The organism is Paenibacillus sp. JT22N12, assembly GCF_056269365.1.
In genome coordinates, this window is the sequence record NZ_JBWDNU010000011.1 from 90,739 (window position 1) to 105,193 (window position 14,455).

A 14,455-nucleotide genomic window follows, 5' to 3' on the forward strand; every position below is an offset into this window, starting at 1 on the left:
TGAACCGGCCAAACAGCACCGCGATATGGGGGATATCGAATGTATAAATTAATGTTGGTTGATGATGAGGCGGATGTGCGCGAAGGCATGCTTGGCGAGGTAGACTGGGCGGGTCTTGGAATTGAGGTCACTGCGACCGCCGAGAACGGAAAAGAAGCGTTGGACATGCTGGACCGGGTTACGCCGGATGTCGTCGTAACAGACATAAGTATGCCGTACATGAACGGTCTTGAATTAGCGGAGAAAATCCGCGAGCTTCGGCCGACTGTGAAAATTATTATCTTTACCGGGTTCGACGAATTCGAATATGCGCGGCGCGCGATCAAGCTTCACATTGATGAATATCTGTTAAAACCTTTCTCCTCACAGGAGTTTACGCATGTGCTGCGCAAGGTCAAGCAGACCATCGACGAGGAGATCGATGCCAGAAAAAATATAGAAACGCTCCGCGAGCATTACAGGCAAAGCCTGCCTTTGCTGCAGCAGCTGTTTTTGTCGTCGCTTATGAGCAGAAAGCTGACAATTCTTGAGCTGCACAGCCATTCGGAATTATGCGGCTTGCAGTTGGAGGGGGGCTCCTTCATCGTCGCGGTTATACGCGTGGATTCCCAGCCTGAGGAGGACGTTGGCCTCGCTTCGGATAAAGCGCTGCAGTTGTTCGCCCTCTACAACATTGCCGGGGAAATTGCCGGGCGGCTGGAACCGCCGGCCAGGGCGTTTATTCACGGCCATGATGTTGTCATTCTGGCTTCGGGTCCGGAAACCTCCCGGAATTCGCTCATCTACCGCATATCCGCCGCAATGGAGGAAATCAGGCAAGGCGTCGAAAAATATTTAAAATGCACCGTCACCATCGGTCTGGGCACGCCTATCGGGCGGCTGGTTGACGCTAAGGAAGCTTACGATTCCGCTGCACAAGCGCTGGATTATCGTCTGCTGCTGGGCAATAACCGGGTCATTCTGATCGGCGACGTTGAGCAGAGGACGCCTGCCCCTGCCGCCCGGTTCGACGAGCTGAAGCAGCAGGCGCTTATGCGCTGCATTAAGGTCGGCACGGAACCGGAGCTGCTCACAATTATTAGCGAGCTGTTTCGGGAACTATCCGATACGGGCGGAACGGTGATGGATTTGCAGCTCTATTTGCTTGAGCTGGTAACGGCAATATTTCGCGTTGCGAGGGAGGTTGGGACTGCGATTGAACAGGTGCCGTCCTCCGAGACAAGCCTGTTTACGCAAATCGACCGGTTTCAAAATCTTGAAGAGGCGAAGCATTGGGCCGTCCATGTCAGCATCCGTCTTATGCGTCAAATTGCGAGTGAACGACGCTCTACGCAAAGATCTCTGATTGAACAAGCCAAAGAATATGTGAAAGGGCATTATGCGGATCCTGAGCTGAGCGTTCAGAAGCTGTGTGGCGAGCTCTACATCAGCGCGGGCTATTTCAGCGGCTTGTTCAAGAAAGAAACCAAGCAAACCTTCGTCGCCTATCTTCAGCAATTCCGTATGGAGATTGCCAAGGAGCTGCTTTGCACGACAGATATGAAAGCGTTTGAAATAGCCGAGAAGGCAGGCTATGCCGATCCGAATTATTTCAGCTTTTCCTTCAAGAAGCTGTACGGCATTTCGCCGAAGGAATACCGGAGCAGCGCAAGGGTGCCGGTCGATGAATAATCTCCTGCGGAGTATCCAGTTCTGGATTACAGCCTCGTTCGTGTCTTTGTCCGTGCTGGCGATGCTGCTCGTCGGATTTTTGCTGTACAGCAAATTTGCCGCAACGGCCGGATTGAACGCGGAGAGGAGCACCCAGCAAATTGTGCAGCAGGTTTCCTATAATGTTGAAGCTTATTTGAATGGCACCGCCGGCACCTTCTCACTGATCGAAGATAAAATTCAGAAGTCCCGGCAATTTCCCGATTCTCAGCTGCAGCGGGAGCTGGACACGGTGCTGGATACGAGAGAGGACATTGTATCGATTACCTTTTTTGACCGCCATGGCAATCTTGTAGCCGATATTCCAGAGGGGGTGCAGCGCAAATATACCAATGTCCCGACACAAGGCTGGTTTGTGCAGGCACTGAAGGATCGGGATCCTGTCTCGTTCTCGTCCCCCCATATTCAGAATCTGTTCAAAGGCAGGTATCCCTGGGTCGTATCCTTGAGCAAAAAATTGACACTTGAGAAGGAAGGCCAAGCCATCGAAGGCGTGCTGCTGCTCGACGTCAACTTCAAGACTATCGACACGTTGATGCAGAAGGTCAGCCTGGGGGAAAAAGGATACGTCTATATGATTGACTCCTACGGCAATATTGTCTATCACCCGCAGCAGCAGCTTATTTATGCGGGGCTGAAAAGCGAGAATGTCGAGCGGGTAAGCCGGGTCTCCAATGCTTCCTTTAAAGACACCGCTTTGGGAGAGGAACGGCTTATTACGGTTCAGACCATCCCCGGCATCCAGTGGAAGGTGATTGGCGTATCGTTTATGGACGAGGCGGTTACGACGCGCAGGGAAATGACGGAATTCATGCTCAAGCTGATGCTTGCCGTTCTGGGCTTCGTCGTCATTTTGGCTTATTTTGTCTCCTCTTATTTGTCGCGGCCGATCAAAAGTCTGGAGCGTTCCATGAAACGGGTCGAGCAGGGCAATTTCGGCACGACGATTAATGTGCGCGGCTACGTCGAAGTCGTGAAGCTGTCGGCCCGCTTCAATATTATGGTCACGCGGATAAGAGATTTGATGAAGCAGATCGTCGAAGAGCAGGAAGAGAAGCGCAAACGTGAATTTGAAGTGCTTCAGGCGCAAATTAATCCGCACTTTTTATATAATACCTTGAATTCAGTCGTCCGATTGGCCAGCTCCGGGAAGAACGAGGATGTTGTCCGGATGATTACTTCGCTGTCCCGGTTTTTCCGGATTTCGCTGAGCAGGGGAGACAATATTATTTTGCTTAGCGACGAGCTTGAGCATATCCGCAGCTACTTGACGATCCAGGAAATCCGGTTTAAAAAGAAATTCACCTTTTCCATTGAAGCAAGCGAAAAGGTGCTGATGTGCAAAACGATAAAGCTGATCCTGCAGCCGATTGTGGAAAATTCGATTTATCACGGCTTTGAGAAAATGGTGGATCCCGGCATGATCCGGATTTCGGCTGAGGCGGTCGGGGACCGGATCCTTCTTCAGGTAAAGGACAACGGACTGGGCATTCCGCCTGACCGGCTGCGTGTACTGCTGTGGGGCTCGCGCACGGAAGGAGAAGGCTCGGGTGTGGGACTGCGCAATGTGCATGAACGGATTCAATTGTATTTCGGCATGCAGTACGGCATTGAAGTGGCAAGCGAGCTGGAGGAAGGAACGGAGGTGAATGTATGGATTCCGCTTGGGTTGGAATAAAGCCTGCGTCTGCAGCCAGAAGCCTGCTTCTCATAAGTGCCTTAATCCTGCTTGTTACCGGATGCGGCGGAGGCAGCGACGCAATGGCTTCGGTCGGCAGGAAGAAAATCGCCATGGTCGTGAAGATGAACCAGGGCGAGTATTGGGGAACGGTGCAGATGGGAGCGGAGGTTGCGGCGAAGGAATTCGGGGTTGATCTGCGTTTTACAGCCCCGCCCCTGGAAACGGATGTCCGCGGGCAAATCCGGTTGGTCGAGCAGGCTATCGACTGGAAGGTCGACGCTCTTATATTGGCGGCCAACGATTATTTATCGCTCGGTCAGGCGACTGACAAGGCCGGAAGCGCCGGAATCCCCGTTATCTCGATAGATACGGAGGTGGCTTCAACGAAGGCGAAAAGTTACATCGGCACCGATAATTATGCCGCCGGGCGGAAGGCCGGGATGGAGCTGATCGAGCAGACCGGCGACAACAGCAGAGTCGCCGTCGTCAGCTTCGTCGAAGGCGCGCGAAATGCCGTGCAGAGAGAGGAGGGCCTGCTCAATTTGCTTGCGCAGTATTCCGGCGTGCAGGTCGTCGATCTGCGGTATGCCCAGTCTGATATTGCGACCGCGGAGCAGGTTACAAGAGAAATTCTTCAGGAATACGGCCAAATAGACGGCATTGTTGCATTGAATGCCATTGCGACGATCGGCGTTATGAACGTGGTGGCAGAGCTTGGTATGGGCGAAAAAATCAAGGTAATCGGCTTTGACAGCACTTCGGAAATTATGGAAATGCTGCAGGAAGGCGTCATCCAGTCCACGATTGTGCAAAATCCCTTTACGATGGGCTACCTGAGCGTCAAGTATGCGGTGGAGGCGGCAGACGGGAAAAAGCTCCCGGAGCGGGTGGACAGCGGTACGGTCGTTATTGATATAAACAATATGCTGGACGAGAAAAACCAGAAGCTGCTGTTTCCCTTTATCAAATAAAGGCATGAGAAAATCGATAGAACACATGAGAATAATCAATTCCGCCAAGGCCCTCCCGGGAGCATAATGATAACGTAGCGGGAACAAATACACATTAATCGGGAGGTTGTATGCATGAGAAAGATGATTTCAGTACTTGCCATTGGCGCGATGCTGTCCGCGGCAGCGGTCGGCTGTTCGAATGAGCCAAATACGGCATCAAACGGGGGCAGCGGCGGCGATTTGCCGACAGTCGGCGTGGCCATTTACAAATTTGACGACACGTTTATGACGGGCGTCCGCAACGCCATTTCCGAGGCGGCAAGCGGAGTGGCGACTGTCGATATCGTCGACAGCCAAAACTCGCAGCCTACGCAGAACGACAAGGTTGATTTGTTCATTACGAAAAAGGTGAGCGCTTTGGCTATCAACTCGGTAGACCGGACAGCGGCAGGCACTCTGATCGATAAAGCAAAGGCAGCGGATACGCCGATTGTATTCTTCAACCGCGAGCCTCTGCCGGAGGATATGCAGAAGTGGGATAAAGTGTATTATGTCGGCGCAAAGGCCGAGGAATCGGGTACGATGTCCGGGGAGCTGATCGTAGACTACTGGAAAGCCAACCCGGCAGCGGACAAGAACGGCGATGGCGTGCTGCAGTATGTCATGCTCAAGGGCGAGCCGGGCCACCAGGACGCGGAGCTTCGTACGGAGTATTCGGTCAAGGCGATTGAAGCGGCAGGCATCAAGGTAGAGAAGGTTGCGGAAGATACGGCGATGTGGGACAGAGTGAAGGGACAGGAAAAGATGTCGGCGTTCCTTGCAGCCAATGGCGATAAAATCGAAGCGGTGCTGGCTAACAACGACGATATGGCTCTGGGAGCGATCGAGGCGTTAAAGGCGGCGGGCTATTTCACAGGCGATAAAACAATGCCGGTCGTCGGCGTAGATGCAACGGCTCCCGCGCTGCAGGCGCTGCAGGACGGGACGATGCTGGGCACCGTCCTGAACGATGCGGTCAATCAGGGCAAAGCGACGCTGAACATTGCCGCAGCAGTCGCCAAGGGCGAGACGCCCAACAAGGAAACGACTGGCTACGACCTTGTAGACGGCAAATATGTATGGGTACCGTACGTGAAAATCACGAAGGACAACATGGACGACGCAAAGTAAAAAGGGAAGCCGAAAAGGGGCAGGCGGAAAGCTCGTCTGGCCCTTTCTGCTGCATTAAACGGGGAGTGGAGGGATCGTAATGGGCGAATATCTTTTGGAAATGAATGGCATTTCGAAGGAATTTCCGGGTGTGAAGGCCCTTGATCAGGTTGCGCTGCATGTCCGGCCGGGGACCGTTCATGCGCTGATGGGGGAGAACGGCGCAGGCAAATCAACGTTAATGAAATGTTTATTCGGCATTTATCAACCGGACTCGGGCGAGATTAAGCTTAGCGGTCAGCAGGTAGCGATCCAGAATTCCAGAGATGCCCTGAATCTGGGCGTCTCCATGATTCATCAGGAGCTGCATCCAGTGCCCTACCGCAATGTGATGGAAAATATTTGGCTCGGACGGTTTCCCACCTTCGGCTATGGGCCATTCCGGTTAGTAAATGAAAAAAAAATGTATCAGGATACATTGGAGATCTTCCGCGACCTTGATATCGATATCGATCCGAGGGCTCAGACGGGATCGCTGTCCGTCTCGAAGATCCAGTCGCTTGAAATCGTCAAGGCCGTATCGTTCCATTCCAAGGTAATCGTAATGGACGAACCGACATCCTCGCTTACCGGCAACGAGGTGGAGCAGCTGTTCACCATCATTAACCGGCTTCGCTCGCGTGGTGTATCCATCATCTATATCTCTCACAAAATGGAGGAAATCCTGCGTATTTCCGACGATGTGACAATTATGCGTGACGGCAAGCGGGTAGGGACATGGGCGGCTGGCGAGCTGACGATGGATCTGATCATTAAACGGATGGTCGGCCGCGACTTGACGGAGCGCTTCCCGGAACGGACGCATGTGCCGGGGGATACGCTGATGAAGGTCGAGTCCTTAAGCTCGGCGAATCCGAAATCGTTCCAGAACGTATCCTTTGAACTGCGCAAAGGGGAAATTCTGGGTCTTGGCGGACTTGTCGGCGCGCAGCGGACCGAGCTGGTCGAAGCGCTGTTCGGTCTTCGCAGCGTCGCTTCCGGCACCGTATCGATCCATGGCAAAGCCGTAAGGATCAAATCGCCTTCCGATGCGAAGAGGCATAGAATCGCCCTGCTGACAGAGGAGAGGCGGGCCACCGGCATATTTCCCGTGCTGTCGGTGTACGAGAATACGATTATAGCCAATTTGGGCCGCTACCAGAACCGGGCCGGCCTGCTGAATGAGCGCAAAGGAAGAGAAGAGGCGCAGCAGAATGTCGAGAAGCTGCGGACGAAGACGCCGTCGGTGAACACCCAGATCCGTAATCTGTCGGGAGGGAATCAGCAGAAGGTGCTGCTTGCGCGCTGGCTGCTTACCGAACCGGATATTTTGCTTCTGGATGAACCTACGCGCGGCATCGATGTCGGCGCCAAATATGAAATTTATACGATTATTGCACAGCTGGCCAAACAGGGAAAAAGCATTATCATGATTTCCTCCGAAATGCCGGAGCTGATTGGCATGTCCGACCGGATCATGGTCATGTCCGAGGGCCGTAAGACGGGAATCGTAGAGGGCGGCGCGGCAACGGAGCAGGAGATCATGAGGCTGGCCGCACAGCAGCGGTCGGTCGAATCAGGGAGGGTTAACGAATGAATACACAAACCATGATGAAGGTCAGAACTTATTTGGCGCAGCGCGCTATATTCGTTGTATTGATACTGCTGGTTATCGGAATCGCGATTGCGGATCCGCATTTTTTGGGCTTTTCGACGCTGCGCGACATTCTGCAGCAATCCTCAACAAGATTAATTATCGCGCTGGGCGCGGCTTTCATTCTCATCACGGGCGGGGTGGATTTATCCGCGGGCCGGGTTGTCGGACTGACGGCCGTCATCTCGGCTTCCATGCTGCAGATCGAGTCGTACACAAACCGGTTTTTTCCGGATCTTCCACAGCTGTGGGTGGGCACTCCCATTATTGTAGGCATTATCGCGGGCCTGCTGGTGGGACTGGTGAACGGCTTGATCATCGCCAAGCTTCACGTGCCCCCGTTCATCGCCACGCTGGGCACAATGGTCGGCATATACGGCGTCAACTCCATCTACTTCGACATGGAGCCGAACCAGTCGCAGCCGATCGGAGGCCTCCGCCCGGATTTCACGAAATGGGGCTCCGGCTTTATCGATCTCGGGGGCGGCTACTCCATCCCCAACATTGTCATTATCGCAGTCATCGTCGCCTTGATCTGCTGGGTCGTGTTCAATAAAACGCGGCTTGGCAAAAACATGTACGCCATCGGCGGCAACGTTCAGGCGGCGCATGTATCGGGCATTAATGTTGCCCGCAGCCTCATTGCCGTCTATTCCATCTCCGGGGCGCTTTACGGACTCGCGGGAGTGCTGGAGGCGGCGCGCACCGGCGGAGCGACGAACAATTACGGCAATATGTACGAGCTTGACGCCATTGCGGCCTGCGTGGTCGGGGGTGTTTCAACGGCCGGCGGCATCGGTACGGTGCCAGGCGTTATGGCGGGCGTGCTGATCTTCGGCGTGATCAACTACGGTCTGACCTTTATCGGCGTCAGCCCTTATTGGCAGCTGATCATTAAAGGTCTCATTATCGTCGCAGCCGTTGCATTCGATATCCGCAAGTATATGGCTAAGAAATAATCGGATCCATGGAGCGCTTATTCAGATACATCAGTTGACTGATGTATCTGAATAAACTGAAAGATTAAGTTATCGTAAATGTTCATAAAGGCAGGTGATCTGCAGTTAGAGCAATATGGTATAATACCCGGTGGTGACAATGAAGGGGGATTTATGCGATGAAGCTTATCGACTTGAGCGTGCCGATCAGTCCGAGCATCCGCGAGCCGCTGCCGGCAAAAATCGAGTATGCGACTCATGAGGACGGGGCGCTGCAAGCGGCGGCGGCACTCGGCCTCAAGCAGGACGATTTTCCGGAAGGCAAGGCGTGGGCGACGGAAACGGTGACGCTGAACACGCATGCTGGCACTCATATTGACGCGCCGTGGCACTACTGGCCGACTTCGGAAGGAAAGCAGGCAAGGACGATTGACGAGCTGCCGCTGGAATGGTTTTATTCTGATGGCGTGGTGCTCGATTTCAGCGGGAAGCCGCCGGGTTACGAGATTCAGACGGATGACCTGATTACCGAGCTGAAACGGATCGGGTATACGCTGAAACCGCTCGATATCGTACTCATCAGGAGCGATGCGGACAAACGGCTGTATCATGAGCATTATGCGTTCCTTCACGCCGGGGTATCGGCCGAGGCTACGCTGTGGCTGCTGGATCAGGGAATCAAGGTAGTCGGTACTGACGGCTGGGGCTGGGATATCCCGCTCAACCTGCAGGCTGAAGCGTATAAGAAGCAGCCGAGGGAAGGCGTCCTGTGGGCGGCGCATTATGTGGGCAAGGACCGCGAATATTGCCAAATCGAGAAGCTGGCCAATTTGGAGCAAATACCGAAGCCGTTTGGCTTCAAAGTCAGCTGCTTTCCGGTCAAAGTCGAAAAGGCGAGTGCCGGCTGGGCCCGTCCGGTCGCAATCGTGGAGGAGTAATACGAAAAAACAAAAGCCGATTTTTCCTGCGACAAGAGAGGAAGAATCGGCTTTGTTCAAATAGAAGAAAGTATAAAACCCACTATGCCTTTGCTTATATTTCTGAGGGAAGAAACTCGTTGCGCTCCCAGAGGACGGCGTTAGCCGGTTCTTCTTGGTTTCAACAGATCCCCCCGTTACAGACCAGAGCAAGGGGACTTTCATCCCAACATATAGACTTTATAAGCTGCGGCTCAGCCGAGTCCGCGCCAGTCCGGTTCGGCCCTTTCCTTCCAAACAGCGCGGATCGCTTCATATTCGGCCTGCCCGAGTACTCCATTCTGCAGATAGGCGGCATTCTGCTGCCATCTGCCTTCCCTGGCCGTGCCGACGATCGCCGAATGGACGCCGGGAACGGCCAGGGTGAAGCGGAGCGCCGTCTTCAGCACGGCTTCGCCGTCCTTTTGCAGAAAATCGTAGTCCAGCTTCTGCAGCCGGTTCCAGTTCTCCTGATGGCGCTCGTTATTAATATTCTCCGGCGCGAACCAGACTGCGTTGGCGACGGGGCGCTTGGCCACCACGCCGATGCCCTGCCTGGCCGCCTCCGGCAAAGTCAGCTCGATCGCTTCCTGATCGGCGATGCTGACAGAAGTCTGGAGCGACTGGAACGCTCCGCACTGCACGGCATAAAGCGCGGCGTAATGGTCGCCGCTGTAGCCTGCGAAGCGGATTTTCCCCTTCTCTCTGGCCCGCAGCAGCACCTCGATCACGTCGCCCTGACGCAAAATGTCCTCGGAGCAGTTATGCAGATGAATGACGTCGATATAGTCCGTCCTCAGCCGCTTCAGGCTGCGGTCGATCGTCTCCTCCAGCAGCGAAGGCTCCCAGTCCGGGCGCTCATATCCCGCCACCTTGCCATGCCCGCATTTGGTAAACAAATAATAATCGCTCCGGCGATGGCCGACTGCTTGCCCGATCAGCTCTTCGCTGTCGCCGTAGCACTCGCCGGTATCGATCAGATTCAATCCCGAATCAAGCGCGCTGCCAAGCAGCCGTTCGATGGCCTTCGCTTCGGCTTGAATAAACCCAATTTCCGCTGCGCCAAAGCCCAGCATACTCACCTGCATGCCGGTATTGCCGTATTCCCTTCGTTCCATTTCCGCCACTCCTCTTCTTCAGCATTGAAGTTGAATTGCCTGTCATCATCATTATGGCATATGCCTGGCGTCCGTAATGTAGAGGATTCTGACCTGTTTAACAAAATCACAATGGAGGCTCGTGGTTCGAAAATACGGATCGCAGGCTGCAAGCTGCAGCGTGCAGTCCGCACTGTGAAGGCTGCAGTCTCAGGAGCAGCGGTTTGAGTTGATTTTGCTTGGCATGAGCTTTAAAATTCATATAGTCAGAGTAAGATATAAAAGGGAGTGCTGCTTTATTGAGTGTGACTGATTAATTTGTGGAAGATTGAATGGCCTTCTCGATAAACAATATGGGGGACTTATAAAAGCTTGTTCAAAACAGGGAGCGCTTTATGACTAAATTGATAGTAATTCTAGCAGTATTGTCTCTAAGTGTAATAGGCTGTCAAAAAGAAACTGAAAGCAAAAAAGAGTCTCAAGAATATTCGGATCAAGCAATTGCAGAAGAAATAAAGAACGATATCGATCCGAACATTATTGACAGTACATATTATACAGAAGACCCGTTTAATGGAATTGCCCAACTCAGCGTAGAACATGGCGAGATTTTAAATGTAATACAATTGTATTTCGGCAATTATAACGATATAAATCGGTGGAAGGAGTACGCTTCAACTAAATTCATAGAATCAGTAATTGAAAATAAAATTGATATTTCCAATAAATCATTGGATGAAATGGTTAAAGAATATTCGAAACTTGGAAAACAGGATGGTGTCTATAAAATTACAGAGTATGCATTAAAGCAGGTGAAATGGATAAATGACAGTGAAATTTTAATCCTGGTAACTTATCTTAATGAAGATGGATATGGAATAGATCGTACTTATCGAATAAATAAATTGGAAAATAAATGGTTGTTTGATGAATTCTTGCTGGATTTTGAGTGGTTCTAGCTGCAAGACTGGCCTACAGCTTAATAAATCGGCTATAATTAATGTAAAGCAAAGTAGAAAGCGGGGACAGTATGGGACGTAAGTGGAACAATATTAAAGAAAAGAAAGCATCCAAGGATGCGAACGTGAGCCGTATTTATGCAAAGTTTGGCCTGGAAATTTATGTGGCGGCCAAGAAGGGCGAGCCCGATCCGGAATCAAACCGGACGCTGAGGGTTGTACTCGAACGGGCTAAAACATACAATGTGCCAAAAGCGATCATTGACCGCGCGATTGAAAAAGCAAAAGGCAGCGGCGATGAAAACTATGTAGAACTGCGGTACGAGGGCTTCGGACCGAACGGCTCAATGGTAATCGTGGATACGTTGACGAATAACGTAAACCGCACGGCTCCGGAGGTTCGCTCCGCATTTAATAAGAATGGCGGCAGCATGGGAGTCAGCGGTTCGGTATCGTATATGTTCGATTCAACGGCTGTTTTTGGCCTGGCGGACAAGTCATTGGATGAGGTCATGGAGCTATTGCTGGAATCTGACGTTGATGTGAGGGACATTGTGGAGGAAGACGGGATTATTATTGTTTATGCCGAGCCCGATCAATTTCATGCCGTCCAGGAGGCGTTCAAGAATGCCGGTATTACCGAATTTACCGTTGCGGAGCTGACCATGCTTGCCCAGAATTATGTAACTCTTCCAGAGGATTCCCAGGCGCAATTCGAGAAATTAATTGACGCGCTGGAGGATTTGGAGGATGTTCAACAGGTCTATCACAATGTGGAGCTGGCCGAATCGGACTAGCCTGTGAACCATGCTGGCGGGATTCAAAATCAGGATCATTCCACGGGAAGCCGCGTATAACGCGGCTTTTTTTGACCTTATAGCCCCGCAGCCTCCGGCCGGGCGGGTGAACTGATCCTGAGAAATCGGGCTATTTTAAAATAATTCGTGCATCGCTCTTATATGAACTTTCATGCTAACTTGTTACTCTTAATAGCAGAGCAGGATATTCATTGTTCAAAAACAGGAGGGTTAACGATGTTGAAATGGAAGCGTTCTCTGACAGTCTTCGTTGCAATTGCATTAGTGGGCTTGCTGGCCGCATGCGGCGGCGGAAATGAGCCAAACAACGGTTCGGAGTCTGCGGGCTCTGCAGCAGAAACGGGAGATAAGCCGGTCAAGCTGCGCATTATGTGGTGGGGTGCCCAGGAGCGGCATGAGGCAACACTGGCGGCGCTTGATCTGTACACGAAAAATAATCCGAATGTTACGTTCGAACCGGAGTATTCCGGCATAGACGGTTATCTGGACAAGTTGTCAACGCAGGCTGCGGCCAATAATGCGCCGGATGTTATTCAACTGGATCCGGGCTGGACTCCGGATTGGGCGGCCCGTAATCAATTGGCTCTCTTGACGCCAGAAGTCGATGTAAGTAAAATTGATCCGAAATTGCTGGCCGGAGGACAAGCAGATGGCAATCAATATGCCGTACCGCTGGGTTCTGTCGCTTATGGAATGATCTTCGACAAGGCGGCGCTGGATAAGCTCGGAGTTAAAACGCCCGCCAATGACTGGACGTGGGACGATTTCTTCGCGTTGGCGGAGGAAACCAAAAGCAAGCTGCCGGACGGACAGTACTTTACCAAGGATTATGCAGGCGACTATTTTGCCTATTCGGCATTCCAGTACAGCAAAGGCAAAGGCACGATTGTGTCGAAGGACGGCAAATTCAATGTTGATGAGGCTACCTTTCTGGAATGGACCAAAAAATTCGAAGAGCTGCGCAAGGAAGGAATCGTTCCTCCGGCAGATATCAATTCATCAGACAAAGAGTTTGATCCCCAGCTGGATCTGATGGTTGCCGGCAAGATTCTCATTCGTTTCAGCTTTTCCAATAATTACGGTTCATGGGACAGCTTAAAGCAGGGAGCTTACGCGCTTGTAGAAATGCCCCGTTCGACAGAAGCGGGCGGATGGCTCAAGCCTTCCATGTATCTGGCTGTTTCCGCAGCCTCCAAGAAAACAGACGAAGCCAAAAAATTCGTCAATTGGTTCGTAAACGACCCCGAGGCGGCTAAAATATTGAAGACCTCGCGCGGGCTGCCGGTTAATAAGGACAATGCGGCAGCACTGGAAGCGAGTATGAGCGATATCGATAAAGTCGGCATGGGGCTTCTTCGCGAAACGGAGAAGGACGGACAAACCTGGACAGCCGGACCTGGCGGCTGGACGAATTATGTGGACAAGGATTGGCCGCTTGTCCGCGATTCGCTCAGCTTCAACAAAATAACACCGGAGCAGGCCTTCGAGCAGCTGAAGTCGGCAGCAAAGGCATATGAATAACAAATAAAGAACGTGAGGCCCGGAACAGACATTGTTCCGGGCCTGGCGTTATTGAGGAGGAGGCAGCCATGACGATATCCATTAATGACGTCTTGAACAAATTAACGGAGCCCGTTGACCGGCTTGAGCAAACGGTAGACGGGCTGGAGTCAGGAGATCCGTCCACAGCTGTGAAGGGAATCGCGACCACGTTCATGGCGACGCAGGACGTGATTGAACAGGCAATTGCAGCGGGAGCAAATCTGATTATCTCGCATGAGGGAACATTTTACAGCCACCATAACCAAGGCGAAGCCCTGCAGCATGATCCGGTCTATCAGCAAAAACAAAAGCTTGTCGACAAGTCCGGCATCGCTATTTACAGGTTTCACGATTATTGGCACCGTTATCGGCCTGACGGGATTGTGGCAGGGTTAATCGAGGAATTGGGCTGGGCATCCTGTGTGATTGAGCATCAGCCGGCGGCTTCAATTGTCACTGTTCCGGCTATGACTGTCCAAGAAATAGCCGAATGCGCGAAGCGCAATCTGGACATCCCCTACGTACGCGTTGTCGGGGATTTATCCATGACATGTACACGGATCGGATTGCTGGCAGGGTACAGAGGCGGAGGCGCCTTGTCCATCCCGCTCTTGGGGAAAGAGAATGTGGACTTGATTATAGCAGGGGAAGGCCCGGAATGGGAAACTCCGGAATATGTTCGCGATGCTGTCCATCAACAGAGACGGAAGGCTTTGATCATGCTGGGTCATGCCCAAAGCGAAGAACCCGGCATGAAGTATCTGGCCAAGCGGATCGAGAACTGGTTTCCTGCGATTCCTGTTCAGTTTATTTCCGGGAAGCATGGCTTCCGTCTGGTCTAACCCCGGGGGAGCGGCGTGACCGCGGGACCCTCTTGGAAGAAGTGGCAAAAATGCCGCTTCTTCTTTTTTTTCGTGATATTTTGAAAGAATTCGAGGATTCCTCTCCTTTAGTCTAGG

12 protein-coding genes are annotated in these 14,455 nt (G+C 52.3%); 11 read left to right on the plus strand and 1 reads right to left on the minus strand.

What is annotated here, in order from left to right:
- Window positions 1-39: 39 nt before the first annotated feature.
- The 7 genes from AC0YOA_RS29280 (at window position 40) to AC0YOA_RS29310 (ending at window position 9,062) form a co-directional block, all read left to right on the plus strand.
- The gene (locus AC0YOA_RS29280) at window positions 40-1,671 is read left to right on the plus strand and encodes a response regulator (protein WP_475789637.1); all 1,632 of its coding nucleotides are present in this window, start codon (window positions 40-42) and stop codon (window positions 1,669-1,671) included.
- Entirely contained in the window at window positions 1,664-3,388 is a 1,725-nt protein-coding gene (locus AC0YOA_RS29285) for a cache domain-containing sensor histidine kinase (protein WP_475789638.1), read from the plus strand. Before AC0YOA_RS29280 ends, AC0YOA_RS29285 begins: the two co-directional genes overlap by 8 nt.
- Window positions 3,364-4,362, plus strand: a complete 999-nt coding sequence (locus tag AC0YOA_RS29290) for a substrate-binding domain-containing protein (RefSeq protein WP_475789639.1) — start codon at window positions 3,364-3,366, stop codon at window positions 4,360-4,362. Before AC0YOA_RS29285 ends, AC0YOA_RS29290 begins: the two co-directional genes overlap by 25 nt.
- Before the next feature lie 114 nt (window positions 4,363-4,476).
- Window positions 4,477-5,514, plus strand: coding sequence for a galactose ABC transporter substrate-binding protein (locus tag AC0YOA_RS29295; RefSeq protein ID WP_475789640.1), 1,038 nt, complete (start codon window positions 4,477-4,479; stop codon window positions 5,512-5,514).
- Window positions 5,515-5,593: 79 nt separating this feature from the next.
- Window positions 5,594-7,129: a sugar ABC transporter ATP-binding protein gene (locus AC0YOA_RS29300; protein ID WP_210044498.1), complete on the plus strand. Its 1,536-nt coding sequence runs from the start codon at window positions 5,594-5,596 to the stop codon at window positions 7,127-7,129.
- The gene (gene mglC / locus AC0YOA_RS29305) at window positions 7,126-8,145 is read left to right on the plus strand and encodes a galactose/methyl galactoside ABC transporter permease MglC (RefSeq protein ID WP_475769004.1); all 1,020 of its coding nucleotides are present in this window, start codon (window positions 7,126-7,128) and stop codon (window positions 8,143-8,145) included. Before AC0YOA_RS29300 ends, mglC begins: the two co-directional genes overlap by 4 nt.
- Window positions 8,146-8,303: 158 nt before the next feature.
- Window positions 8,304-9,062, plus strand: coding sequence for a cyclase family protein (locus AC0YOA_RS29310; protein ID WP_475789641.1), 759 nt, complete (start codon window positions 8,304-8,306; stop codon window positions 9,060-9,062).
- Between the two features lie 233 nt (window positions 9,063-9,295).
- Here the strand turns inward: AC0YOA_RS29310 and AC0YOA_RS29315 are convergent, their stop codons facing one another.
- The gene (locus tag AC0YOA_RS29315; protein WP_475789642.1) at window positions 9,296-10,198 is read right to left on the minus strand and encodes an aldo/keto reductase; all 903 of its coding nucleotides are present in this window, start codon (window positions 10,196-10,198) and stop codon (window positions 9,296-9,298) included.
- A gap of 374 nt (window positions 10,199-10,572) precedes the next feature.
- On the opposite strand from AC0YOA_RS29315, the gene AC0YOA_RS29320 reads away from it, so the two are divergent.
- The 4 genes from AC0YOA_RS29320 to AC0YOA_RS29335 all read left to right on the plus strand — a co-directional run bounded on the left by AC0YOA_RS29320 (window position 10,573) and on the right by AC0YOA_RS29335 (window position 14,338).
- Window positions 10,573-11,136: a hypothetical protein gene (locus tag AC0YOA_RS29320; protein ID WP_475769006.1), complete on the plus strand. Its 564-nt coding sequence runs from the start codon at window positions 10,573-10,575 to the stop codon at window positions 11,134-11,136.
- A gap of 71 nt (window positions 11,137-11,207) precedes the next feature.
- Window positions 11,208-11,933, plus strand: coding sequence for a YebC/PmpR family DNA-binding transcriptional regulator (locus AC0YOA_RS29325; protein WP_475789643.1), 726 nt, complete (start codon window positions 11,208-11,210; stop codon window positions 11,931-11,933).
- Between the two features lie 237 nt (window positions 11,934-12,170).
- Entirely contained in the window at window positions 12,171-13,475 is a 1,305-nt protein-coding gene (locus tag AC0YOA_RS29330) for an ABC transporter substrate-binding protein (protein ID WP_210044522.1), read from the plus strand.
- Between the two features lie 68 nt (window positions 13,476-13,543).
- Window positions 13,544-14,338, plus strand: a complete 795-nt coding sequence (locus tag AC0YOA_RS29335) for a Nif3-like dinuclear metal center hexameric protein (protein WP_475789644.1) — start codon at window positions 13,544-13,546, stop codon at window positions 14,336-14,338.
- The last annotated feature ends 117 nt before the right edge of the window (window positions 14,339-14,455 follow it).

What these genes read in the sequence shown, in the direction of transcription:
- AC0YOA_RS29300 (WP_210044498.1), top strand. Translation starts at nt 5,594, where the DNA reads ATGGGCGAATATCTTTTGGAAATGAATGGCATTTCGAAGGAATTTCCG.
- mglC (WP_475769004.1), top strand. Translation starts at nt 7,126, where the DNA reads ATGAATACACAAACCATGATGAAGGTCAGAACTTATTTGGCGCAGCGC.
- AC0YOA_RS29335 (WP_475789644.1), top strand. Translation starts at nt 13,544, where the DNA reads ATGACGATATCCATTAATGACGTCTTGAACAAATTAACGGAGCCCGTT.
- AC0YOA_RS29325 (WP_475789643.1), top strand. Translation starts at nt 11,208, where the DNA reads ATGGGACGTAAGTGGAACAATATTAAAGAAAAGAAAGCATCCAAGGAT.
- AC0YOA_RS29295 (WP_475789640.1), top strand. Translation starts at nt 4,477, where the DNA reads ATGAGAAAGATGATTTCAGTACTTGCCATTGGCGCGATGCTGTCCGCG.
- AC0YOA_RS29330 (WP_210044522.1), top strand. Translation starts at nt 12,171, where the DNA reads ATGTTGAAATGGAAGCGTTCTCTGACAGTCTTCGTTGCAATTGCATTA.
- AC0YOA_RS29315 (WP_475789642.1), bottom strand. Translation starts at nt 10,198, where the DNA reads ATGGAACGAAGGGAATACGGCAATACCGGCATGCAGGTGAGTATGCTG.
- AC0YOA_RS29280 (WP_475789637.1), top strand. Translation starts at nt 40, where the DNA reads ATGTATAAATTAATGTTGGTTGATGATGAGGCGGATGTGCGCGAAGGC.
- AC0YOA_RS29310 (WP_475789641.1), top strand. Translation starts at nt 8,304, where the DNA reads ATGAAGCTTATCGACTTGAGCGTGCCGATCAGTCCGAGCATCCGCGAG.
- AC0YOA_RS29320 (WP_475769006.1), top strand. Translation starts at nt 10,573, where the DNA reads ATGACTAAATTGATAGTAATTCTAGCAGTATTGTCTCTAAGTGTAATA.
- AC0YOA_RS29285 (WP_475789638.1), top strand. Translation starts at nt 1,664, where the DNA reads ATGAATAATCTCCTGCGGAGTATCCAGTTCTGGATTACAGCCTCGTTC.
- AC0YOA_RS29290 (WP_475789639.1), top strand. Translation starts at nt 3,364, where the DNA reads ATGGATTCCGCTTGGGTTGGAATAAAGCCTGCGTCTGCAGCCAGAAGC.